Origin of the sequence: Streptomyces bungoensis, assembly GCF_001514215.1 — a bacterium.
In the GTDB taxonomy this organism is placed as follows: domain Bacteria; phylum Actinomycetota; class Actinomycetes; order Streptomycetales; family Streptomycetaceae; genus Streptomyces; species Streptomyces bungoensis.
The window spans coordinates 8,010-29,884 of sequence record NZ_KQ948861.1 but is presented as its reverse complement, the minus strand read 5'-3'; the positions used below and the strand labels follow the sequence as shown (position 1 = coordinate 29,884).

The window sequence follows — 21,875 nt, the reverse complement described above, 5'->3', positions numbered from 1 at the left end:
GTATCCACTGACCGTGCCGTTTGCCGCGTTTTTCGTCACCTGCCAAAATGGTGACATGATGCATTCCTTCAAGTGTGGTGCCCCGGTGCTGGATTTCGTCGGCACCCTGCGCGCGCGGCGCAACGCGGTGCCCACCGAGATGCTCATCTCCCCGGAGAGCCTCGAGGCCTGGTTCCGCGAGTCGGGCCTCGTCGACGCGGACACGCCGTGCGGACCGTCGCACCTGCGGCAGGCGATCGCCCTTCGCGAGGCGGTCTACCGGCTCGTCGTGGCCACGCTGGCCGGTGACCACTACGACGCCGACGCCCTGGCGGTGGTCAACGACACGGCGCGGACGCCGTCCGCCGTACCGCAGCTCGTTCAGCGGGGGAACCGCCGGGTCGAGGCGACGCCGGAGCAGGCGTTGTCGTCGATCGCCCGGCAGGCCGTGCAGTTGCTCGGCGGCCCGGAGGCGGCCCTGCTGAAGGAATGCAGTCGGGGCGAGTGCACGCAGGTCTACCTCGACCGGTCGCACGGGAGCCGCCGGGAGTGGTGCGCCATGGACCCGTGCGGCAACAGGATCAAAGCGGCCGCCTACCGCGCGCGCAAGCGGACCGAGGCGCGGGCGGCGTCGCCGACGCGGCCGAGCCGGTAGCGGCGGGCCCTCGGCGCACCGCCTCAGACTCGAGCCGGCACCGTGGCACCGAGCAACGCCAGGCAATTGCCCCACAGGGTGCCCAGCGGCGAGGTGTTGTTGTAGAGCTTGGCGAACAGCACCTGGCCCTCGAGCTGGGCGACGACCGACTGGGCAGCCGCACGCGTGTCCGGCACGTTCACCTCGCCGCGCTCCTGGGCCTCGGCGATGACCTTGGCGACCATCTCGGCCTGGGCTTCGAAGATCTCCTGGAGCCGTTCGCGTATGGCCTCGGTCTGGTTGCTCATCTCCAGGGAGAGATTGCCGAACAGGCAGCCCGAAATCGCTCCGCAGCTCTCCTGACCGGCCCGCTGGCTGGCCTCCGTGGCCTCGAACAGCCGGCGCAGCCGCTCCAGCGGCTCGGCATCGCTGCCCAGGATCCGGTTCCACCCGCGCTGCTCCGCGGCCCAGTGCTCGTCGATCACCGCGAGGGCAAGGGCCTCCTTCGACTCGAAGAAGTAGTAGAAGCTGCCCTTCGGGACCCCCGCCGTCTTGCAGATCTCGGCCACGCCCAAAGCCGAGTAGCCGCGCTGTTCGATCAGAGAGTGCGCAGCGGTGAGGATCTTTTCCTTCGCATCACTTGTCCGGCCCATGGGGGGAGTATACGACCGATCGACTATATGTGGTAGGGGGGTCCGCCATCCGTCCCCTCGGCGACCGCGTCCCGTGCGAGGCCGAGCCTCCCAGCAGGAAGAAAGCCGGTCGTGGACGTCCAGGGGGCCCGGACGCACCCTGGGCACATGGTGAACAGGACCCCCGCGACGCCCCGGGGCCACGCCGGGACACCGGCTTCGAGGACCGTCGAGGAACATCGCATGACCGCAGCACCACTGCCGCAAGGCCACCCGCACGCCGCGAGCGGGCCGTCGCGTTCGCCGTGGGCGCACGTGGCCCAGGCGGCTGCCGCGCTGGCGGCCGGCATGGGTGTCGGCCGCTTCGTCTACACCCCGATCCTGCCGTTGATGCACACCCGGGCCGGCCTGTCGGCCGGGGCGGGGGCGAACCTCGCGACCGCCAACTACGTGGGGTACCTGATCGGGGCTCTGGCCGGGACACTGCTCCCGGCCCTGGTGCGTTCGACGGCCGTGCTGCGCGGCTCCATGGTGGCGCTCGTCGCCTCGCTCGCGGCCATGCCCCTGACCCACAGCACCACCGGGTGGCTCCTCCTGCGGCTGGGCGCGGGAGTGTTCAGCGCGCTCATCTTCGTGATCGCCGTCAGTTCACTGCTCAGTCATCTGCGCGACCACCCCGCCCACCTGCCGGGCTGGGCCTTCGGCGGGGTCGGCGCCGGCATCGCCCTGTCGGGCGTGCTGGTCCTGATACTGCGTACGGTCGGGGACTGGCAGACCGCCTGGTGGGCCTCCGCGGGCCTGGCCGTCGCGCTGAGCGCCGCTGCCTGGGGTCTGCGGCCCGAGCCGACCGCACGGCCGACCGCCTCCGAGCCCCAGACGCGGCCACAGGCGGCCGGTCCGCGCACCCATCGCTGGTTCAGTGCCCTGTTCGCCTCCTACACGCTGGAGGGCGTCGGCTACATCATCGCCGGCACCTTCCTGGTCGCGGCCATCGAACAAACCTCACCGGGCTGGATCGGCAGCGGTGCATGGGTGCTGGTGGGCCTGGCGGCCGTTCCTTCCTCCGCGCTCTGGGCCGCACTGGGACGCCGGTGGTCCCGCCCGGACCTGCTGCTGGCCGCGCTGGCCGTGCAGGCCGTGGGCATCGCGCTGCCCGCGCTGGTCGGCGGGGTCGCCGCCGCACTGATCTCCGCGGCGCTCTTCGGCGCCACCTTCATCGGCGTCAGCACGCTGGCCCTCGGAGCGGGCGCGCACCTGAGGTTCCCCCGCTCCGTGGCGTTGCTGACCGCCGGATACTCGGTCGGCCAGATCCTCGGCCCCCTCGCCGTCGCCCCTCTGCTGCACCACGGCTACCACCAGGCGCTGGTCCTGGCCGCTTTCGTCGTCCTGGCGGCGGCGCTTGCCGCCTTCGTCCTGCGCATCGGATTCCCCCACCACCTGCCCGCCCCGGGGCACCAGGGGACGCGCCGGGAGCCCGCCTCCTGACGCCGGCTCGGCTCTCCGGACCACCTCGCGCCTGCCGCCCCGCACGTACCCGCGGGGGCGCCCGTGCGGTCCGGCCGCCCGAGTCAGGGTGGGGTGATGGGCATGTTCATCGACACCGTCTTGCCCAGGCCGTTGGGGGAGCTGCTCCACATCTCGGCCAGCGCCTCGACGATGAGCATGCCGCGGCCGTGTTCCGCTTCCGCGTTCTCCTCCTCGGCCAGTGACAGGGGGGAGGGAACCGGTGGGTTGGTGTCCGAGTCGCGCACCTCGAGCCGGAGGTGGTCCGCGAACGCCCGAAGACGCACGTCCACGTCGCTGCCCGCGTGGACGAGCGCGTTGGTCACTGTCTCCGAGACGACCAGCTCCAGCGCGTCCGACATGTCCTGCAGCCCCCACGAACGCAGGCGGTCGTGCACGAACGTGCGGGCCGTCCTCACCCCGCGCAGAACGTGGCGCTGAATGTGCAGACTGCCCACCCGGGGCTCGTCCTGACCTCCCGCCCCCTCGTACCGGGCGAGGAGCAGGACGGCGTCGTCGCGCCGCTGCCACGGGGCGGAAAGCTCTGCGACGACCTGGTCCGCCAGCTGTTCGAGGTCGGGGACGGATCCCTGGTCCGCCGAGCCGAGCAGCGCACGGCCGTGGGCGTCGGCGTCGGCCGTGTCCCAGTCGACGAGACCGTTGGTGTACAGCATCAGCAGCGCACCGGCTCCAGGGTGTGCTCACGTCCCTGGTAGACGCCGGCCGGGCAGACGCCCAGGGGAAGGTTCGCCGGGGCGTCCAGGACGCCGATCGTTCCGTCGGGGCGGCGCACCCGTGGCGGAGGATGGCCGGCCAGGGCCACCTCCGCGGTGCCGTCCAGGGTGTCCAGTGACACGACGCAGCACGTCACCGTCAGATCCGTGCGCAGTCTCGCGAGGAGTCTGCCGGTCCGCTCGATCACCGCGGCAGGCCGGTGCCCCTCGGTGGCGTAGGAAGCCGTCGCGGTGCGGTCCTGCCCCATCAACGCGGCGCTCTCCATGGCGTGACCTTCGACGTCACCGACGACCAGCACCGCCCGGTCGTCCGACAGCCTGATCACGTCGTACCAGTCGCCCCCGACCTTGGACGTGACCGTGGCGGGCCGGTAGCGGGCCGTGGTGACCAGGCGCGGCAGATCGGGCAGCACGGGCGGCAGGAGGGTCCTCTGGAGGCATTCGGCGACCGCACGCTGCCGCGCGCTCAGTTCGACGCGGTCCACCGCCGCCCCCAGCAGTCCCGCCATCATGCCGAGCAGGGCCCTTTCCTCCGGCGGGAAGTCGCGTGGAGCGTCGAAGGCCAGGCAGCAGACGCCGACGACCTGCCGTCCGCCGTCGACGGGCAGGTCGATGAGCTGCCTGTCGCGCGCGATCACGCGGGCGAAGGCACGGAAGGCGCCGGGATCCACCGGGACGCGGTTCGGCACGAACAGGTTCACCCCGAAGCCGGCACCCGCCGGGCGAACGCGGGCGATCTGGTCGCCCAGCATCCGCGCGGTCTTGTACCCGCCGGCGAGGAACCCCAGGCTGCCGGCGCAGGCCGCCGCTACGACCAGTTCGGGCGTGGTCGGGCTGCCTGCCATCGGTGCCGCCAGGGCCGGTGTCTCCACCGAGTTCCGTGAGCGGCGAAGCCATCAGGGATCTCCTTCCCGGGAACATCGACACGGCCCCCGGCACTCTCACCATGCGCCACTCGCAGGGGTCTTTCCATGACGTGCTCTCTCCCATCTGCGAGGTAGGGGCTCCCACCGCACCGGACCCCTCGTCACCGGCTTGACTGGTGACGAATTCGGGTGCAGCCTTGTGGTCGCCGGGCCGGGTCGAGCGGCTCGGCGCGACGAGAGGGAGGCTGCGATGGAGAACGAGTCCGCGGCAGGAGCCGAGGCGGCGGCGGCACGGCACGCGCGGTTCGGCAAGCTGCCGGAGCGCGTCCACTTCCACGAGATGGTCGAGGAGAAGAAGGCGGGGCCGAGTGGAGCGGAGGCCGTCTCCTACGATCCGGAAGGCTCCTGGAACCACTTCTCCTGCCTCGCGTGGGATCTGGGGCTGTGAGGATGACCGCCGCGGGCCTTGCCTCCGGGCTTTTCGAAGTCCTTGAGACGGGGGATCCCGCCCTGGCCGCTCGAGTGGTGCACGAGGAGTTCCGCAACCGCGAAGCGGCGGTGGCGCCTCCGGCGTGCCGCATCGCCGGCCCCGCAGGCGTGCTGGCGTCGAGCGCGTGGATGCGCTCCGCGTTCGACGGCCTGCGGCTGCCCTTCCTGGAAACGATCGACAGGGACGACCAGGTGTGGGTCCGGCTCCGGATGCGGGGCCGCCACACCGGCGCCTTCGTCATGTTCAAGGACGGTGCCGTGGACCAGGTCCTGCCGCCCACGGGCCGCGAGATCGACTTCGAGCAGATACACGTGCTCGACCTGCGCGGCGGCAAGGTCATCAGGCACGAGGCGGTTCGCGACGACATCACGATGCTCGGACAGTTGGGGGTCTTTCCCCCCGCGCCGGCGACGGCCATGCGCATGCTCGCCTGGAAGGCCACCGGGCGGAGCGCCCGGGCTGCCGCCGAGGTGGCGGCCAACGCGGCCCGGGCGGCCGCGGGTTCGGCACCGCCGGCCGCGTGAGTCTCCGCGCCTCGCAGGACGACCGGCTGAGTATGATATGTCCGGTCGTCTTGTCTCCCGGGACCGTGTGACTCCTGGGTACAAGGGCCTACGCGGCGGAAGGTGAGAACGATGGGACGAGCGTCCAAGCGCGAGGAGATCGCGCAGGCGGCTCTCCGCCAGTTTCACGCGCAGGGGTTCAACGCCACCGGAATCAACGACATCACCACGGCCGCGGGCGTCCCGAAGGGCTCGTTCTACAACCACTTCTCCAGCAAGGAGGAGAGTGCCCTCGAGGCACTGAGCCGGTACGCCGCCACCCTCCGCTTCGACATGCTCGCGAACCCGGCTCAGCCCCCGCTGGAGCGGCTTCGGGCGCACTTCGAGTTCCTCGGCCGCGACACGGTGGAGAACGGATTCGTCCACGGTTGCCTGGCGGGCAACTTCGGCGCCGAGGTGGCGGACCACAACGAGGAGATCCGGGCCGCGGTCAAGAACGGATTCGACCAATGGGCGCAGCGGATCCGCCAGGTGCTCGTCGAGGCCCAGGACCGGGGCGACGTCAGCGGTGGTCTCGACACCGCGGCCACCGCGCTGTTCCTCCTCAGCGCCTGGGAAGGGACGCTGATCACGGCGCGGGCCGACAAGTCGACGGCACCCGTGGACGCGTTCTTCCGCACCGTCTTCGACGTGGTGCTGCGCTAGTACCGCAGCGGTGCAGCCGGCACTTCGCCGCGTCAGACGCCGCTCGGCCCGTCGGCCGCGGCATCCTCGTGCTCGTTCGGCAGCCACCGGGAGTGGTGCCGTGCGGCCCAGGACCTGCTCACATGACCCGTACGCATCCCGAGCCGGGCCTCGGGGTCCTGAAACGCCCTGCGCATGTGCCCGGCCACGACGACGGCGATCGCCCAGGCGAGGCAGTCGTGCACGAAGATGGCGCTGGTGCGGGAGATGAACGGCAGGAGCCCGATGAACCACATGAGCAGACCGGTGAACATCATCACCAGCACCGCGCCCGCGATCCACCCTGCGTAGAGTTTCTGCCCCGCGTTGAACTTGCCGGCAGGCCGTGCCTTCGGTCCCGTCCGCCGCCTGCGGACGTCCCTCAGCCACTGCCGGTCGTGGACCGCGAAGCGGTTCAGCCTGCGCAGGTCCGCACGGAAATCCGGGGAGAGCAGCCCCAGCAGGGACGGTACCGGCAGCAGGATGCCCGACCACTCGTGGACGGCGGCCAGGGAGTCGCGGCGGCCGATGAGCGCGGCCAGCGGGCCGAGATACAGGCAAGCGGCGGTGGCCAGGCACAGCAGCATGAGCCAGCCGGTTGCCCGGTGCACCATTCGTTCCGCCCGAGTGAACCGGCGAACCCGGCCCGAACAGTCAGGCCGCCCCATCGCGCCGGTCGGCACCGTCGAGCCAGCCGTCGACCGCATAACCACGCTCCTCCCAGAAACCGGGGATGACCTTGTCGGTCACGGTGATGCCGGACAGCCACTTGGCGGACTTGTAGAAGTACATGGGGGCCACGAAGAGGCGCACCGGCCCCCCGTGCTCGTGGGTGATGGGTTTGTCCTGCATGGTGAGCGCCACCAGGACGTCCGAGCGGCGCGCCTGCCCGAGTGTCAGGCTCTCGGTGTAGGCGCCGTCGAAGCAGGTGAACCGGATGGCCGCGCCCTCGGAGCGCACGCCGGCGGCATCGAGGAGGTCCGCCAGCCGCACGCCTTCGAAGGGCGTGTCGTCCACCCGCCACCCGTCCGTGCAGAGCACGTCGTGGACGATCCGCGTCTGGGGCAGGGCGCGCAGGTCGGACAGCGTGTAGGTCCGCGGGCGGTCGACCAGGCCGTCGACGGTCGGCTCGTAGTCCGTGCCGCTCTTCCGCGGCACCGAGCCGACGACGCTGTAGTAGCGGAACCCGCCGGGGTTGGGGAGCAGCCCGCTCAGCCCCGTCGGGTCCACCTGGGAGGCGGCGCCGCGGAAGCCTTCCCAGCCGCGCTGCAGGTACGGAGCGGCGGCGAGGCCCGCGGCCCCCGCACCGAGCATGCCCAGCAGCGCGCGCCGCCCCACTGGTGCGCCGTCGGCTTTCCGCCTCGGCTGTTCTGCCATGTTCGGTCCTTCGTCAGAAGTGGTCCACGTCGACGACGGCCTGGGCGAAGGCGGTGGGTGCCTCCTGCGGCACGTCGTGGCCGATCCCGGCCAGCGTGCGGTGGGCGTACGGGCCCGTGAACCGGTCGCGGTACGAGGCGCCGTTGCCGGGGGCGATGAACGGGTCGCGGTCGGCGTCGATGGTGATCGTGGGCACCTCGATGACCGGACGGGTGGCGAGCAGCTTCTCGTAGCGGTCGTAGCGGCGTTCCCCGTCGGCGAGGCCCAGCCGCCAGCGGTAGTTGTGGATCACGATCGCCGCGTAGTCGGGGTTCTCGAACGCGGCGGCCGTGCGCTCGAAGGTGGCGTCGTCGAAGTGCCAGGTCGGGGAGACGGTGTCCCACACGAGCCGGCACAGATCGTGCCGGTCGGTCTTGTCCTCCATGGCCAGGCGGCCCCGTTCGGTGGCGAAGTAGTACTGGTACCACCAGGCGTACTCGGCCTTGGGCGGCAGGGGCTTCTTCTGCGCCTCGACGTTGGTGACGAGGTATCCGCTGACGGACACCAGTCCCTTGACGCGTTCGGGCCAAAGGGCCGCGATGATGTCCGCGGTGCGCGAGCCCCAGTCGAAGCCGGCGAGCAGGGCCTTGTCGATCTTCAGAGCGTCCATGAGGGCGATGATGTCCAGGGCGATCGCCGACTGCTGGGCGTTGCGGAACGTCCGGGAGGACAGGAAGCGCGTGGTGCCGTGGCCGCGGAGGAAGGGCACGATGACCCGGTAGCCCTGCGCCGCGAGCAGCGGAGCGACGTCGACGTAGCTGTGGATGTCGTAGGGCCAGCCGTGCAGGCAGATGACGACGGGCCCGTGCCGGGGGCCGTCCTCGGCGTAGCCGACGTCCAGTACACCGGCCCTGACCTGCTTCAGCCGCGCGAAGGACGTGTGCGTGCCCGGGGTCACCGCCGGCACGGTCGGTGTCGGGGTGGCGCCTGCCTCGTTCCGGGCGGTTGCCGCCTTCGCGCCCGTCTGGAGACCGCCGGCCAGTGCGAGGGCGGCCGCGCCGGTGCCGAGGCCTGCGGCCCTGTTGAAGGTACGCCTGTTGATCATGAGGAATTCTCCGCCGTACGGAAGTGGATGGATGTGCCTGTCGCGGGCGTTCCAGGCCTTCGTTCTCCGGGGTTCACCGCGGTGCCGGGGTGCCGGGGTGCGCTCACTGTTCCACCGGAAGCGTCACCTGTCAAACAGGTGACGCCCCTCGGTCGTGGTGAAATCGTCCGCTCACGCGCCCCGGGTGTCGCGGAACTCGCCGAGATCATCGCTGGTTCGACGGTCATGACTACCTCGCGCCGAGCGTGCCGCGCCGCGTGCTGCCGCGCATCTCGGACGTCGGCGTCGTGATGGGGGCCCCCGTGAAGCCACCGGAGGGTGACCGTGCCCCCGCGCGCCCGCGCGGGGTCTCAGCCGCGTCCGGTGGACACTGCCGTCGTCAGCGGCCGGGTAGGCGGGTCGTGATCTCCTGCAGCACCCATTCGTTGCCGTCCGGATCGCTGAAGGCGGCGAACGAGCCGTAGCTGGCGCGCTGCGGGTCCGGGCCGCTGACCCGTCCCTCCCGGGTGCCGCGGTGGAAGACGCCGCCGGCGTCGTGGAAGATCTCGCCCATGTCGACGCCGCGGCCGACGAGTTCGGCGTGGGCGGCCTCGATGTCCGAGACGACCAGGTGCAGGCCGCGGACCGAACCCGGTGCGGCGGTGGTCACCCCGGTGCCGAAGAGGATCGAGCACGGGGAGCCGGGAGGGGTCAGGTGCACCACGCGGTAGCTGTCGTCGGCGACGTGGTCGACGTCCAGCCGGAATCCCGCGCGCTCGTAGAAGGCCTTGGCGCGGTCCACGTCGGAGACGGGGAGCACCACTGCCTCTAGCTTCAGATCCATGTGTGCCTTCGCTTTCACGGACGGGGCCTGCGGCCGTGCCGTCACCATCGGGGAGTCGGAGGGCGTGTCCGTCGGCTGAAGTCGGGACCGCCGGTGCGCGTGCGCTTGATCTCGAAGAAGTTCGGTGCGGAGGCCACGGTGAGCACGCCGTCCCAGAGCCGAGCGGCGTCCTCGCCCTTGGGGGCGGGGTTCACGACGGGACCGAAGAAGGCGACCGGATCACTACTCGCGTCGGCGCCCGGCACGGCGATGATCGGACTGCCGACCTCCTGGCCGACCAGGGTGATGCCCCGGGCGTGCGACGCGCGCAGCTCCTCGTCGTAGCGGTCCGTGTCGCCTGCGGCGGCCAGCTCCACCGGCAGTCCCGTGTCCCGCAGGGCCGCTTCCAGCGTCGCCCGGTTCTTGGGCTGCTCCCGCAGGTGGTAGCGGGCTCCCAGGGCGGTGTACAGCGGCTCGAGCACCTCGGGTCCGTGAGCGAGGCGGGCGGCGGTCAGGACGCGTACCGGCGCCCAGGCCTCGCCCATCAGTGTGCGGATGCGCTCGGGCAGTTCGTCCAGCCGGTTCTCGTTCAGGACGGACAGGCTCATGACGTGCCAGGACACCTCCAGCGGACGCCGGCCGGCGACGTCGAGGATCCAGCGCGACGTCAGCCAGGTCCACGGGCAGACGGGGTCGAACCAGAAGTCCACGGGGGTCGGTGACTCGGGGGAGGCGGATGTGGCCATGGGAATTCCTTTTGCCGTCGGCGGGGTTGTCGGTGCGGGTCCGGGCGGGTCCGGGAAGGTCAGTCGCCGGTGCGGAAATCGGTGGAGACCGACAGCTCGGACCACGCGGCCAGGTCGTCCGCCAGTTGCCGCTGTCCCTGTTCCACCAGGCGGACGGCGTCGCGGCCCAGCACGAGGTGGACGGGCGGTTTGTCGCTGTCGAGGACACGGAGGACCGCCTGGGCGGCGCGCGCCGGGTCGCCCGCCTGGTTGCCGTCCTTCGTCTGCCGGGCGGTGCGGAGGGGGCCGAACACGTCGTCGTAGTCCGGTACGGTGCGCGGAACCCGGACCATGGAGCGGCCGGCCCAGTCCGTCCGGAACGAGCCGAGCGCCAGCGAGGTCACGTGGATGCCGAACCCGGCGACTTCCTGGGCCAGTGAGCCGGCGATGCCCTCGACGGCGAACTTGCTCGCGCCGTAGAACGCCACCCCCGGCAGAGCCGTCAGCCCCGCCATGGAGGACACGGTGAAGATGTGGCCGCGGCGGCGTCGCCGCATGTGCGGGAGGACCGCCTTGACGACCGCGACGCTGCCGAACACGTTGACCTCGAACTGCCGGCGCGCGTCCTCCATCGCGGTCTCCTCGACGGTGCCCTCCAGGCCGTACCCGGCGTTGCTGATCAGCACGTCGATCGGGCCGACGGACCGCTCGACGTCGTCGACCACCGTCGAGACGGCGTGGTCGTCGGTCACGTCCAGCAGCCGGGCGGTGGCGCGCCCGGGGGCCAGAGCCTCGAAGGCGCCGGTCTGCCGGGGGTCGCGGACGGTGCCGACGGCGAGGTGCCCGGCATCCAGCGCGGCCGCGGCGAAGGCCCGCCCCAGGCCGCTGCTGACGCCGGTGATGAGGAAGGTCCTGCGCATTGAAGTCCTCGCTGAATAGGCGACCAGTCGTCTATAACGTAGTCGGCCACCTCGTCAGTGTCAAAGGGGACGCCCCGTCGCGGGCGCAGGGGTACCGAGTTGCCCCCCGGTGGTCCCGGACGTCCAATGAGGAGGAAGTTCCCCCTGTGCCCGCTCAGGCGGGTGTGCGAGCCGAACTCCGTCGGAGGTCAGGTCCCATGGCGAAAGTCCTCTTCATGGTGAGCGGTGCGACGTACTGGGTGCTCAAGGACGGCACCAGATACGCGACGGGCTATTGGGCGGAGGAGTTCGCGCTGCCGTACAAGAAGATCACGGAGGCCGGACACGACGTGGTGGTCGCGACACCCGACGGTGTGGTGCCGACCGTCGACATGATGAGTCTGCGCCCTTCGATGGCGGGTGGTGAGGACGGGGCCCTGGAGCTGGAAGCCATCATCCGTTCCGCCGAGGTGATGCGGCGGCCCCTGAAGCTGTCGGACGTCCGCCTCGAGGACTACGACGCGGTCTACCTGCCCGGCGGCCATGGCCCGATGTCCGACCTGGCGTTCGACGCCGACGCGGGCAGGTTGCTGACGGCCCAGTTGGCCTCGGGCAAGCCGCTCGCCATCGTGTGCCACGCCCCCTCCGCCATCCTGGCCACCAGGATCCACGGCGAGTCCCCGTTCAAGGGCTACCGGGTCACGTGCTTCACCGACGAGGAGGAAGAGGCCGTCGGGCTGGCCTCCAGGGCGCCGTGGCTGCTGGAGACCGAGCTGAAGGAGAAGGTCGGCGTCGACTTCACCCGCGGCCCGAAGTGGGAGCCGTACATGGTCGAGGACCGCAACCTCATCACCGGTCAGAATCCGCACTCGGCCGCGATTCTCGCGGACCGGCTCCTCGAGATCCTCAAGTGACCGCTCGGTGACCCTGCGGACGCGGACCGCGGGGTCCTTCGGCGCGCCGGCCCTAGTCCGGTTCTCCCGCGACCTCGACCCGAGCGGCCGGCCCCGCCGAACCCGCGGTCCGCGCGAGGTGGATGGGGCCGCCGCTGCCCGGATCACGCACGGCCGGCGGTGAGGGCGCCGGCCTCGCGGGGACGGCTGACGGGTTCACGGCGTTCCCGACCGGCAGGCCGGACCCGGGTTCGCGTTGGACGGGGACCGCCGAGGAGGCGTCAGAAGACCGTCTGGACGACATACTTGACCGTGCGGGAACGTCTCGCGGTGATCCTGAGGGGGACCGGCAAGGTGAGCGGTGCGGGCGACGGGCTGGGCAAGGTCGAGGTACGGCTCAAGTGGGACCCGAGCCCTTTCGGGGAGACACCCCGGCATCTCGACATCATCGCCGCGACCTATCCGGCGGACGATCCCCACGGGCGGCCGGCGTACGTCGTGCACTACGACAGCCGGTCGCCGGACGGCACCATCAACATGCCCCGGCACAGTCAGACGGGCATGGGTTTCGGGTTCGTCGAGGTGATGGTCCTGGAGTTCGACCGGCTGGCGCCTGTGTACGGGCGCGTGGTGGTCGGTGTGGCCATCCATCAAAACGCTACGCCCCGCACGTTCGGGGACATCTCCAACGCCGGGGTGGTCGTCGTCGAGGGATACCGGCAGTTGCTGGCGGACGACTTCTCACGGGTCGCCGATGCCACAGCCGCGACGGTCGCCGAGTTCACCCGGAGCCCGTCCGGGGTGTGGGGTATGCGCGAGATGATCCGGGGCTTCGAGAGCGACCCCGTGCTCTTCACCGCGGAGATGGGCGGTTCGCGGCGCTGACCGCCCTGCGCGGCATCTGCGTGGCATCTGCGCGGCGGACACCAGCTCGCGCGGCAGGCTCATGACAGCGGCCGGTTGTGCGAGGGGACCTCGCTGATCGAACAGGGACCCGGCCTCACGCTCCCCGGAAGGGCACGGCACGTGGCCCAGGGCGTCCTTCGGACGGTCATGTCAGCCGATGGGCGTCGAAATCTGTAGATTTGTCGAGTAGGTCCTACGGCTGTCAGGTATGCGACGGCCGCGCCCGTGCTCGTTAACCTCGCAGGCGAGGCACCATGTCCGACTTGAGTGCGCCGATCGTGGCCACGTTCCTCGTGTACGTGGCCGTCATGATCGGAACAGGTGTCTGGGCCTACAGCCGCACTCACACCTTCGCCGACTTCGCCCTGGGCGGTCGCAGGCTCCCCTCCGTCGTCGCCGCCCTGTCCGCCGGAGCCAGCGACATGTCCGGCTGGCTGTTCCTGGCCTTTCCCGGGGCCGTGTACGCGGCCGGTGTAGGGGCCAGCTGGATCGCGGTCGGTCTGGTGGCCGGCACCTACCTCAACTGGCTGTTCGTCGCGCCGAGGCTGCGCACCTACACCGAGCGCGCCGGGAACGCCGTGAGCCTGTCGGCCTATCTGGAGGAGAGGTTCGAGGACGGCACCCGGATGCTGCGCATGGTCTCGGCGGCCGTGACGCTCGTCTTCTTCACCGTCTACGTCGCCAGCGGGCTGGTGGCCGGCGGACTGCTGTTCGGGCACATCTTCGGCGCCGGCTTCCGGCTCGGAATGGCCATGACCGCCCTCGTGATCGTCGTCTACTCATGCCTCGGCGGCTTCCTCGCCGTGAGCCTGACCCATGTCATGCAGGCCACGCTGATGTTCCTCGCCCTGCTCGTGCTCCCCGTCGTCGGAATCACGGCGCTCGGCGGGTTCGGGACGCTGCGTGACTCCCTCGACCGCAAGACGCCCGGCCTCCTGGACATGGGTGCCAAGGTCGACCTCACGGACGGCCGGTGGTCCACGGGCGGCGGATCGCTCGGCGCCGTCGCGATCATCTCGCTTCTCTCCTGGGGCCTCGGCTACTTCGGCCAGCCGCACATCCTCGCTCGCTTCATGGGCATCCGCAGCACCAGGGCCGTTCCGGCAGCCCGTCGTATCCAGACCGGATGGGTCACCGTCGTCCTCGCCGGTGCCACACTCGTCGGTCTGCTGGGTGTCGCGCAGCCCGGCAGGCCGCTCCACGACCCCCAGACGGTGTACATCAACCTGAGCCGCGTCCTGTTCAGCCCCTGGGGCGCCGGCGTGATGCTGATCGCCGTCCTCGCCGCGATCGTCTCGACCGCCGACAGCCAGCTCCTGGTCTCGTCCGTCGCCCTCACCGAGGACTTCTACCACGCGTTCCTCAACCGGCGCGCCTCGGACAGGGCACTGGTGTGGGTGGGACGCGCGGCCGTCGTCGTCGTGACACTGGTGGCCTCCCTGATCGCCCTCAGAGGTGGCGGGCTGCTCAGCATCGTGGGCTACGCCTGGGCGGGCTTCGGAGCGGCCTTCGGCCCGGTCGTCCTGCTCTCGCTCTACTGGCCGCGCATGACCTGGGCCGGCGCCGTGGCCGGGATCGTCTCCGGCGCGGCCACGGTGCTCCTGTGGAAACAGCTCAGTCCGCTGCTCGGTCCTCCCTGGGCAGGGATCTACGAGATGCTTCCGGGCGTCCTGGTCGCCACGGCCGCCGCACTGGTCTTCGGCAGATTCGTCGGCCGCCCCCCGAAACGGGCCTTCTGGCGGATGCCGGGCGGGGGAGTGAGCCAGCTGATGCTCACCCCCTTCCTCGCCCATGCGCCGGTCGGCATCGCCGTCCTCGACATGGATCTGCGCTACGTCTGGGTGAACGAGCCGCTGGCCCGCCAGATCCCGCTCGAGCGACGGCTGGGGCGGCGAATGGCGGAGGTCCTGCCGCAGGCCGAGGCCGACGCGTTCGAGGGGAAGATGCGCGAGGTTCTTCGCACCGGTGCCCCGGTGATGGACTACGAGTACCGTGGTGCCGGCTACACGGTCCACGACCGCAGCCGCGCGATCTCCGCCTCCTTCTTCGCGATGAAGGACCGGCACGGCCGCAACGTGGGCGTCTGGTACATGATCATCGATGTGACCGAGCGTTGGCGGGCTCAGGAACGCCTGGCCCTGCTCAATGAGGCCGCCGCCCGCATCGGCAGCACCCTGGACGTGACGCGGACCGCACAGGAACTGGCCGACGACGCCGTGCCGGCCGTCGCGGACTTCGTCGCCGTCGATCTGCTGGACTCGGTCATGAGGGGTGAGGAACCGGCACCCGGGCCGGTCGGCATGGCGCCCGTCATCCGCCGCGCGGCCCAGCAGTCGGTCCACGAGGGCTGTCCCGAGGCGTCCCTGGCCGTGGGGGAGACGGTCCGGCGAGCTCCGTCGTCGCCGGTGACCCGCTGTCTGATGGAGAGCAAGACCCTGGTCGAACGGATCCTGGACCGCACCAACAGTCCGTGGGTGACCGTGGACGAGACGCTCGGCGCCTCGCTCCTCGACTACGGCTTCCGCTCGGTCATGGTGGTCCCCGTGCGCGCACGCGGCGTCACCCTGGGCGTGGCGACGTTCGCCCGCTCCCGGCGGCTGGGGCCCTTCGAAGAGGACGACGTACGGCTGGCCGAGGAACTCGTCTCCCGTGCGGCGGTGTGCATCGACAACGCACGCCGTTTCACCCGCGAACGCACCGCGGCCCGCTCCATGCAGCGCTACCTGCTCCCCCAGGACCTGACGGGAGGATCCGCTCTGGAGGCGGCCTCCTGGTACCTGCCGGCGGATGCGCCCAGCGGCGTGGGCGGCGACTGGTTCGACGTGATCCCGCTGTCCGGCGCGCGCGTAGCACTGGTCGTCGGCGATGTGGCCGGGCACGGCATCAACGCGGCGGCGACCATGGGCCGCCTGCGCATCGCCGTACGCACGCTCGCCAACCTCGACCTCTCCCCGGACGAACTGCTGGCCCATCTGGACGACCTGGTCATCGGCCTCATGGGAGCGGACACCGACGCTCCGGCGGCGGACGAAGGCGAGGCGACGGGCACCGCGTTCCTGGGAGCCACCTGCCTGTACGCCGTCTACGACCCGGTCAGCGGACGGTGCGCCATGGCCCGAGCCGGTCACCTCCCCCCGGTGATCGTCGGGCCCGGCGGAGGCGCCGAGATCCTGGACATACCCGCCGGACCGCCACTCGGCCTCGGCTACCTCCCCTTCCAGGCCATCGAGATCGAGCTGGGCGAAGGCAGCCTCATCGCCCTCTACACCGACGGCCTCATCGAGTCCGTCGATCGGGACATCGACATCGGGCTCTCCCGGCTGGGCGAGGCCCTGGCGGCGCCCCGGCCGACCCTGGAGGAGACCGGACGCAAGGTGATCGACACTCTCCTGACCGGTCCACCGCCCGACGACGCGGCCCTGCTCCTCGCCCGGACCCGTGTCCTGGCCCCGGACCAGGTCGCCTCCTGGAGCCTGCCCAGTGATCCGGCTGCCGTCGGGCACGCCCGCACCCTCGCCGCCCGGCAGCTGACCGAGTGGGGCATCCCCGATCTGACGTTCACCACGGAACTCATCGTCAGCGAACTGGTCACCAACGCCATCCGCCATGCGACCGGACCGGTCGGTCTGCGTCTGATCCGGGACCGCGGCCTGATCTGCGAGGTCTCCGACGCCAGCAGCACTTCGCCACGCCTGCGCCATGCACGGACCACCGACGAGGGCGGGCGGGGCCTGCTGATCGTCGCCCAGCTCGCCCACCGGTGGGGCACCCGTTACATCACCACGGGCAAGATCATCTGGACGGAGCAGGCCACCCAGGCCGACTCGATCGCCTAGGGCCGCGGGTCCCCGCGGCCAGCGTGGAGTGCAGCGCGCGGCCTCGCCTCTCGGTGCGTGCCCAGCTTGATCGGACACCCCAGGCGCCGGCCCCCTGCCCGCCGGCGCAGTGCGTGCTGCGGCCGTTTCGTCGGCACGGTAGGCAAGCGCACTCGGTTGTGTCATCGTGAAGGCGCTTCCGGCCCGCCGCTCTCCCCCGTAGCGGCGGGCCGGAGTCGTCTCCAGTGGCCGACGTCGTTCTCTGAGAACCGGTGGCCTGGACAGCCGAAGCCGAGTGCTGGGCCGGGGAGTCGGAGTCGGCGTACGTGCGGGTGGCGCGGCGTCCTAACCGAGCCCTGGTCGATCCTGAGCTGCACGTGCGATGCCGCCCGGGGAGCGTTGTCGGACTCAGCGCTGTCCCGCCTGCCGGGCGCGTCCCGGCACGCTGCCGCCCACGCAGCGCCCGCGTGCCCACGGCGAAGCGGCCCGCTGTATGGCCGGCGTCGGTCTGGTCGTGAACACCCGCCGCCGCGTCTGAATGAATACGGCCTGACGGTTGAGGCCGGCATCGCACTGCTCGACGCGATACCGGCCTCGGGGGGGGAGGGCCCGTCAAGGCCGGTGACCGCTCTCCGTGCCTCGTCGCCGAGGGTTGCAGCGCACCGACGGCGACTGCGATCCCGGCGCCGATCAGGCTGTCAGCGCATGTCTGTGAGGAGGGTGTTGAGTTCGGCTTCCTGGTGCGCCGGCGACATCGGCGGGTTCGGGTGGTCGATGCCGAAGGTCTTCAGGACCTGGTCCATCTGGGCGTCGATGAACGTCCAGCCGGTGTTGTCCAGCGGCTGCAACGAGGCTTGGTCGGCATCCCAGAGGTCTCGCAGCGACTGGGCAGCTGCGTGGGCCCCGCTCGCGTTCCCCGACCGTGCGTCCTTGAGCGAGGTCGTCGCGAGTGCCTTCAGTGCGGCGACCTTCGCGGGCGGGAACTTCTTCACGGCCTGGCCGGGGGCGAGGTGAACGGTGGAGGTGGCGTCGGTCTCCGGCGCCGGGCCGACGTGCGGCTGGCTGTGCGCCCAGACCAGCAGGCCCCCGGTGGCGACGGCGAGGAGGCCGAAGCCCGCCAGGGCGATGCGCTCCCTGTGCGGGTTGGCGGTGATCTGCGGGGTGTGCGTGGCCTCGTAGGTCTCGGTCACGTCGGAGCGCGTCACGGTCAGGTAGATGACAGTCGCCAGGATCAGGCCGAGGAAGATCAGGCTGGTGGTGAAGGTGCCCAGCGCGAGGCCGGTCGGCTCGCCCGGCTGAGCGACCTTCGGGGAGGCGAGCCAGTCGCCGATGTTGGCACCGAGCGGGCGGGTCAGGATGTAGGCGAGCCAGAAGGACAGCACGGGGTTCGCGCCGAACTTCCACAGCAGCGTGATCGCCGCGATGAGGCCGAGTGGCAGCAGGACCGAGAGCCCCGGGCTCCAGCCGGTGAGCTCGAGGGTCCAGTCGCCGGTGGCGGTGCCGAGCGCGAAGGTGACGAGAACGGCCAGCCAGTAGAACGACTCACGCGGCAGCGTCGTGACCGAGTGGATCGAGAGGGTGCGCTCGCGCAGCCACCACACGCCGAAGACCACGGCAAGCAGGACCGAGAACACGGCGGAGCTGATCCACAGCGGCACGTTGAGCTGGTCGGTCAGGATGTCGGTGTACAGCGTGCCCGTGACGCTGACAACGACCACGGTCAGCCAGTACGGGAAGGGGACGTACCGCTTCAGCCGCAGCTGGACACCCAGAACCACCACGAACACCGCGGTGAAGATCCAGGCGGTGTTCACCAGGCCGACGCCCAGCTTCATGTTGATCCAGTCGGCGAAACTCTCACCGACGGTCGTGCAAAGGATCTTGATCACCCAGAACCAGATGGTGACCTCGGGAACCTTGTTCAGCATCAGCCGCCCGCTGCGGCGCGTGTGGGCCTCGCTTGTCGTTGTCATGCAGGGAGGTTTGCTCGGCCAACCTGCACACAACCTGACTACGCGATCGCTTCTGGCGTGGGAAAGGTCACCTCGACGCGACCGTGACCATCCGCGATCGCACGGACTGCCACTCCCGCGGACGCGGCGAGACGCCTTACCACGGCCAGCCCCAGCCCGTGCCCGTTGCCGCTGGTCACGCCGGCTTCGAAGACCCGATCAACCTCCGCCGGATCGAACCCCGGGCCGTCGTCGAGGACATCGGTCACGACGCCCTGGGGCTGGATGCGCGCCGTGATCCACACCCGCGAGCTCGCATGCCGCAGGCCGTTCTCCAGCAAGGGTGACAACACGGCCACCACGAGTTCGCTTGCCACGGCGACATCGACGTTGGTCGGGATGGCGAGTTCGATGGAGCGACCGGCGATCGCCTGTCGCGCCGCCGCCCTGAGATCGCAGCGGGTACCGGCGTCGATCCGTGTCCGGGCGGCACTCAGAATCGTCGTGATCGCCGTGTTCAGACGGTCGACCTCGGTCAGAACATACTCCGGTGACACATGGTGACCGGAGAGTTGCGCCAACTGTGCCTCGCCCCGCAGCGCCGTCAAGGGCGTCCGCAACTCGTGGGCTATCTCATCGGTGAGCCGACGCTCGTCCGCGAGCGCGTTGTCTATGCGGTCGAGCAGGCGATCGAGGGTTCGCCCGAGCTCCCCGAATTCATCGCGAGGAACGCCGAGGTTGAATCGGCGCCCGGGTTCGTGATCGCCCCAGTCGTCGGCAAGAGCGGCCATTTCGTGAACCACCCGCAACGCACGACCCACCACGAGGTACGCGACGACGCCCGCGAGCAGGATCGTGATGCCACCCAAGACGAGTGACATCCCCAGGCTGCGCTGCTCCGACGTCTCGTACGGCGTCAGATCCACCCTCACGACCGCCACGACGTGGTGGCCTTCGAGCCGGATCGGCTGGGCATACAGCAGGTATCTGCCGATCGTGGTGGTCTGGGACTGTCCGGAGTCGGCAAGCGCCTCGACGCGGCCACGAAGGCCGCCCGGGACGATCCCGTCGATGAGGTGCCCATCGGCATACACCCACGAGACCGTGTCCAGCGCTTCGTTGCCGCTCTCGACCAGCACGACGTGGCCACCGCGTACGGTTACGTTCGCTGCCACCGCCTCCGCACGCGTATGCGCCAGAGCGCTCGCGTCGGCGTCGGTCACCCGGCTCAGCAAGACGTGTGAGACCACCACCAGCACTGCGGCCACCGCTGTTGCGATCAGAACCGCGAGCGCGACGACTCTCCCGCGGAAGCCCGTCACTCCCATCGATAGCCCACCCCACGGACCGTCGCCAGGCGATCGGCCACGCCCAGCGCGCCGAGTTTGGTCCGCAGCCGGCGAACGAAGGAGTCGAGGGTGTTGTCGCTGACCTGGGCGCCATGCGGCCAGCCGGCAGCGATGAGGGCGTGGCGGCGCACAGCGTCGCCCTGCGAGGCGATAAGCCTCCCCAACAACCGAAACTCGGTCGGCGTCAGGCTCTCGCTTGCCGAACCGTGGATCACGACATGTTTCGCCGGGTCGAGCACGACGCCCCTTGGAGGGGTCGTCGCGGTTGTTCTGCGCAGCAGGGCGCGGACCCTCACCAGCAACTCCGGAATGTCGAACGGTTTCGTCATGCAGTCGTCGGCTCCCGCCTCGAAGCCGCCCACCTTGTGATGCATGCCATCCAGAGCGGTGAGCATCAGCACCGGGGCATCAACGCCACGCGCCCGCAGCGCCAAGCAGACATCGCGACCGTCAGCGTCCGGGAGCCCTAGATCCAGGACGACCAGGTGAGGGACCGGATCAAGGTTCCGCAGCAGGCTGTCCGCCGTAGAAGCGACCGCGACCCTGTGGCCGTCGTGCTCGAGTGCGCGCTTGAGTACGTCGCGGACCGCCGCGTCATCCTCGCACACCACGATAAAAGCCACAGGCTGACCCTAGGTACTCCTGCGAGAGTTCTCCATTCTCCCTGGTCAGGCGGGCGTCAGCGGCGACCGCACGGTCGGTGTCCGGCAGGCCTCCCGCACTCGCGTCCCGCGCGATCCTCCGCCGTGGCATGTGGGGCGGGGGCGGTTGCCGGCGTATCGCGAGTCCTGCCTACTCTTACAACTTGTAGGAGTTGCCGGGAGTGTCAATCTGCCCCGCGTCATGCCCCCGGGGGGTACCACGGCGGGGTGGCCTCGCGGCGATGGCGTGTGCCTGGCCGAGGAGTAACGAGTATGAGTCAACACCGGCGCCGACCGTCGGGAAGGACGGGTCCGGCCGGCTCGACCGGTACGCCGGACGGTGGCCGCGCGGCTGCGCGCAGGGCTGCCCGGGCCGGAGTCGGGCGGGGCCGTCGCGCGGCGGACGCGCGACGTGCGGACGCTGGAGGCTCCGGCCGGGCGGACAGGGGTCGTGTGCAGGCCGGGCGTTCCGGTAGGCGCCCGCTCATCGACTACCCGCGGGCGGGCAAGCGCGGCCTTCGGCGGTGGCTGCCTTCGTGGAAGCTGGTGCTCAGCGCCTTCCTGCTCTTCTCGGGCGGCCTGGTGGGCATGTTCGGGTACGCCTACGCCACGACCACGATCCCGAGTGCGAACCCCAGCACGCAGCAGCAGAGCAACACTTACTACTGGTCGGACGGCTCGGTCATGACCACGCAGGGGTCGACCAACCGGCAGAACGTCGACCTCGCCCAGGTCCCGGCGCTGGTGCAGTGGGACTTCCTCGCCGCGGAGAACGCCACTTTCTACACCGACCCTGGCGTGGACACTCAGGGCATGCTCCGCGCCCTCTACCACATGGCGACGGGCGGTGAGGTGCAGTCCGGTTCGACCATCACCCAGCAGTTCGTGAAGAACACCTATCTGAGCCAGGACCAGTCCTTCACCCGCAAGTTCAGGGAGATCATGATCTCCCTGAAGATCGGTGGGCAGCTGTCCAAACAGCAGATTCTGCAGGGCTATCTCAACAGCTGCTACTACGGCCGTGACGCGTACGGCATCGAGGCCGCGGCGCGCACCTACTACCACGAGCACGCCTCCCAGCTGACCGTCAGCCAGGGTGCGTTTATCGCCGCCACGGTCAATGAGCCGAGCCTGCTGATGCACGCCGACACCGACCCACAGGCCAGGGCGCAGGCCGTGGCGCGCTGGAAGTACGTCTTGGACCGCATGGCCAGGATCAACAAGATCACCACCGCGCAGGAGCGGGAGTATCTCGCCGCCGGCTTCCCCACGCCCAAGCCCTACACGCCGTCGGCCGGCATGTCCGGGCAGACCGGTTACCTGGTACAGAGCGCCCAGAAGTACGTTGAGGCCCACACGTCACTTACC

21 protein-coding genes are annotated in these 21,875 nt (G+C 70.3%); 9 read left to right on the top strand and 12 right to left on the bottom strand.

The window, feature by feature from the left end; translation table 11 throughout:
• Positions 1-58 precede the first annotated feature (58 nt).
• Positions 59-634 carry a CGNR zinc finger domain-containing protein gene (locus AQJ66_RS21675; protein WP_079060337.1) on the top strand — a complete coding sequence of 192 codons (576 nt, stop codon included), beginning with the start codon at positions 59-61 and terminating at the stop codon, positions 632-634.
• Positions 635-657: 23 nt separating this feature from the next.
• Here AQJ66_RS21675 and AQJ66_RS21670 read toward each other — a convergent pair whose 3' ends face one another.
• Positions 658-1,266: a TetR/AcrR family transcriptional regulator gene (locus AQJ66_RS21670; RefSeq protein ID WP_061924819.1), complete on the bottom strand. Its 609-nt coding sequence runs from the start codon at positions 1,264-1,266 to the stop codon at positions 658-660.
• 327 nt (positions 1,267-1,593) lie between these two features.
• Here AQJ66_RS21670 and AQJ66_RS21665 point away from each other — a divergent pair, with 327 nt between their 5' ends.
• Entirely contained in the window at positions 1,594-2,730 is a 1,137-nt protein-coding gene (locus AQJ66_RS21665) for a YbfB/YjiJ family MFS transporter (protein ID WP_061925283.1), read from the top strand.
• Between the two features lie 83 nt (positions 2,731-2,813).
• Here AQJ66_RS21665 and AQJ66_RS40865 read toward each other — a convergent pair whose 3' ends face one another.
• Both AQJ66_RS40865 and AQJ66_RS37460 read right to left on the bottom strand, forming a co-directional pair.
• On the bottom strand, positions 2,814-3,422 hold the full coding sequence (locus tag AQJ66_RS40865) for an ATP-binding protein (RefSeq protein WP_061924816.1): 609 nt from the start codon (positions 3,420-3,422) through the stop codon (positions 2,814-2,816).
• Positions 3,422-4,327: a PP2C family protein-serine/threonine phosphatase gene (locus tag AQJ66_RS37460; protein WP_425264297.1), complete on the bottom strand. Its 906-nt coding sequence runs from the start codon at positions 4,325-4,327 to the stop codon at positions 3,422-3,424. Before AQJ66_RS37460 ends, AQJ66_RS40865 begins: the two co-directional genes overlap by 1 nt.
• Before the next feature lie 271 nt (positions 4,328-4,598).
• Here AQJ66_RS37460 and AQJ66_RS21650 point away from each other — a divergent pair, with 271 nt between their 5' ends.
• From AQJ66_RS21650 to AQJ66_RS21640, 3 genes are all read left to right on the top strand, one after another.
• Positions 4,599-4,796 carry a hypothetical protein gene (locus tag AQJ66_RS21650; protein ID WP_061924811.1) on the top strand — a complete coding sequence of 66 codons (198 nt, stop codon included), beginning with the start codon at positions 4,599-4,601 and terminating at the stop codon, positions 4,794-4,796.
• A 2-nt stretch (positions 4,797-4,798) separates the two neighbouring features.
• Positions 4,799-5,362 carry an ester cyclase gene (locus AQJ66_RS21645; protein ID WP_061925280.1) on the top strand — a complete coding sequence of 188 codons (564 nt, stop codon included), beginning with the start codon at positions 4,799-4,801 and terminating at the stop codon, positions 5,360-5,362.
• 111 nt (positions 5,363-5,473) lie between these two features.
• A complete protein-coding gene (locus AQJ66_RS21640; protein ID WP_061924808.1) occupies positions 5,474-6,046 on the top strand; it encodes a TetR/AcrR family transcriptional regulator in 573 nt (190 codons plus the stop codon).
• A 32-nt stretch (positions 6,047-6,078) separates the two neighbouring features.
• Here AQJ66_RS21640 and AQJ66_RS21635 read toward each other — a convergent pair whose 3' ends face one another.
• The 6 genes from AQJ66_RS21635 to AQJ66_RS21610 form a co-directional block, all read right to left on the bottom strand.
• Positions 6,079-6,771, bottom strand: a complete 693-nt coding sequence (locus AQJ66_RS21635) for a cytochrome b/b6 domain-containing protein (RefSeq protein ID WP_079060336.1) — start codon at positions 6,769-6,771, stop codon at positions 6,079-6,081.
• Positions 6,719-7,441, bottom strand: a complete 723-nt coding sequence (locus AQJ66_RS21630; RefSeq protein WP_061924802.1) for a molybdopterin-dependent oxidoreductase — start codon at positions 7,439-7,441, stop codon at positions 6,719-6,721. Before AQJ66_RS21630 ends, AQJ66_RS21635 begins: the two co-directional genes overlap by 53 nt.
• 13 nt (positions 7,442-7,454) lie before the next feature.
• A complete protein-coding gene (locus AQJ66_RS21625) occupies positions 7,455-8,525 on the bottom strand; it encodes an alpha/beta fold hydrolase (RefSeq protein WP_061924799.1) in 1,071 nt (356 codons plus the stop codon).
• A gap of 379 nt (positions 8,526-8,904) precedes the next feature.
• Entirely contained in the window at positions 8,905-9,348 is a 444-nt protein-coding gene (locus tag AQJ66_RS21620; protein WP_061924796.1) for a VOC family protein, read from the bottom strand.
• Positions 9,349-9,389: 41 nt separating this feature from the next.
• Positions 9,390-10,073, bottom strand: a complete 684-nt coding sequence (locus AQJ66_RS21615; RefSeq protein WP_061924792.1) for a mycothiol-dependent nitroreductase Rv2466c family protein — start codon at positions 10,071-10,073, stop codon at positions 9,390-9,392.
• Between the two features lie 59 nt (positions 10,074-10,132).
• The gene (locus AQJ66_RS21610) at positions 10,133-10,972 is read right to left on the bottom strand and encodes an oxidoreductase (protein WP_061924790.1); all 840 of its coding nucleotides are present in this window, start codon (positions 10,970-10,972) and stop codon (positions 10,133-10,135) included.
• Positions 10,973-11,169: 197 nt separating this feature from the next.
• On the opposite strand from AQJ66_RS21610, the gene AQJ66_RS21605 reads away from it, so the two are divergent.
• From AQJ66_RS21605 to putP, 3 genes are all read left to right on the top strand, one after another.
• On the top strand, positions 11,170-11,865 hold the full coding sequence (locus AQJ66_RS21605) for a type 1 glutamine amidotransferase domain-containing protein (protein ID WP_061924787.1): 696 nt from the start codon (positions 11,170-11,172) through the stop codon (positions 11,863-11,865).
• A gap of 333 nt (positions 11,866-12,198) precedes the next feature.
• Positions 12,199-12,729, top strand: a complete 531-nt coding sequence (locus AQJ66_RS21600) for a TerD family protein (RefSeq protein ID WP_061925277.1) — start codon at positions 12,199-12,201, stop codon at positions 12,727-12,729.
• 275 nt (positions 12,730-13,004) lie between these two features.
• Positions 13,005-16,586 (top strand): sodium/proline symporter PutP, encoded by a 3,582-nt coding sequence (gene putP / locus AQJ66_RS21595; RefSeq protein WP_061924784.1) that lies wholly within the window; start codon positions 13,005-13,007, stop codon positions 16,584-16,586.
• 677 nt (positions 16,587-17,263) lie between these two features.
• On the opposite strand, the gene AQJ66_RS21590 is transcribed toward putP, so the two are convergent.
• The 3 genes from AQJ66_RS21590 to AQJ66_RS21580 are packed head-to-tail and all read right to left on the bottom strand — an operon-like array spanning position 17,264 to position 20,489.
• Complete coding sequence (locus AQJ66_RS21590; RefSeq protein WP_061924781.1) at positions 17,264-18,538, bottom strand: COG4705 family protein; 1,275 nt, start codon at positions 18,536-18,538, stop codon at positions 17,264-17,266.
• 38 nt (positions 18,539-18,576) lie between these two features.
• A complete protein-coding gene (locus AQJ66_RS21585; RefSeq protein WP_061924778.1) occupies positions 18,577-19,845 on the bottom strand; it encodes a sensor histidine kinase in 1,269 nt (422 codons plus the stop codon).
• Entirely contained in the window at positions 19,836-20,489 is a 654-nt protein-coding gene (locus AQJ66_RS21580; RefSeq protein ID WP_061924775.1) for a response regulator transcription factor, read from the bottom strand. Before AQJ66_RS21580 ends, AQJ66_RS21585 begins: the two co-directional genes overlap by 10 nt.
• A gap of 564 nt (positions 20,490-21,053) precedes the next feature.
• Here AQJ66_RS21580 and AQJ66_RS21575 point away from each other — a divergent pair.
• The coding region (locus tag AQJ66_RS21575) for a transglycosylase domain-containing protein (protein WP_167359177.1) at positions 21,054-21,875 on the top strand (822 nt) is incomplete at its 3' end.

Coding starts and splice junctions, on each gene's coding strand:
- AQJ66_RS21675 (WP_079060337.1), top strand. CDS start 59: ATGCATTCCTTCAAGTGTGGTGCCCCGGTGCTGGATTTCGTCGGCACC.
- AQJ66_RS21670 (WP_061924819.1), bottom strand. CDS start 1,266: ATGGGCCGGACAAGTGATGCGAAGGAAAAGATCCTCACCGCTGCGCAC.
- AQJ66_RS21665 (WP_061925283.1), top strand. CDS start 1,594: ATGGGTGTCGGCCGCTTCGTCTACACCCCGATCCTGCCGTTGATGCAC.
- AQJ66_RS40865 (WP_061924816.1), bottom strand. CDS start 3,422: ATGCTGTACACCAACGGTCTCGTCGACTGGGACACGGCCGACGCCGAC.
- AQJ66_RS37460 (WP_425264297.1), bottom strand. CDS start 4,327: ATGGCAGGCAGCCCGACCACGCCCGAACTGGTCGTAGCGGCGGCCTGC.
- AQJ66_RS21650 (WP_061924811.1), top strand. CDS start 4,599: ATGGAGAACGAGTCCGCGGCAGGAGCCGAGGCGGCGGCGGCACGGCAC.
- AQJ66_RS21645 (WP_061925280.1), top strand. CDS start 4,799: ATGACCGCCGCGGGCCTTGCCTCCGGGCTTTTCGAAGTCCTTGAGACG.
- AQJ66_RS21640 (WP_061924808.1), top strand. CDS start 5,474: ATGGGACGAGCGTCCAAGCGCGAGGAGATCGCGCAGGCGGCTCTCCGC.
- AQJ66_RS21635 (WP_079060336.1), bottom strand. CDS start 6,771: ATGCGGTCGACGGCTGGCTCGACGGTGCCGACCGGCGCGATGGGGCGG.
- AQJ66_RS21630 (WP_061924802.1), bottom strand. CDS start 7,441: ATGGCAGAACAGCCGAGGCGGAAAGCCGACGGCGCACCAGTGGGGCGG.
- AQJ66_RS21625 (WP_061924799.1), bottom strand. CDS start 8,525: ATGATCAACAGGCGTACCTTCAACAGGGCCGCAGGCCTCGGCACCGGC.
- AQJ66_RS21620 (WP_061924796.1), bottom strand. CDS start 9,348: ATGGATCTGAAGCTAGAGGCAGTGGTGCTCCCCGTCTCCGACGTGGAC.
- AQJ66_RS21615 (WP_061924792.1), bottom strand. CDS start 10,073: ATGGCCACATCCGCCTCCCCCGAGTCACCGACCCCCGTGGACTTCTGG.
- AQJ66_RS21610 (WP_061924790.1), bottom strand. CDS start 10,972: ATGCGCAGGACCTTCCTCATCACCGGCGTCAGCAGCGGCCTGGGGCGG.
- AQJ66_RS21605 (WP_061924787.1), top strand. CDS start 11,170: ATGGCGAAAGTCCTCTTCATGGTGAGCGGTGCGACGTACTGGGTGCTC.
- putP (WP_061924784.1), top strand. CDS start 13,005: ATGTCCGACTTGAGTGCGCCGATCGTGGCCACGTTCCTCGTGTACGTG.
- AQJ66_RS21590 (WP_061924781.1), bottom strand. CDS start 18,538: ATGACAACGACAAGCGAGGCCCACACGCGCCGCAGCGGGCGGCTGATG.
- AQJ66_RS21585 (WP_061924778.1), bottom strand. CDS start 19,845: ATGGGAGTGACGGGCTTCCGCGGGAGAGTCGTCGCGCTCGCGGTTCTG.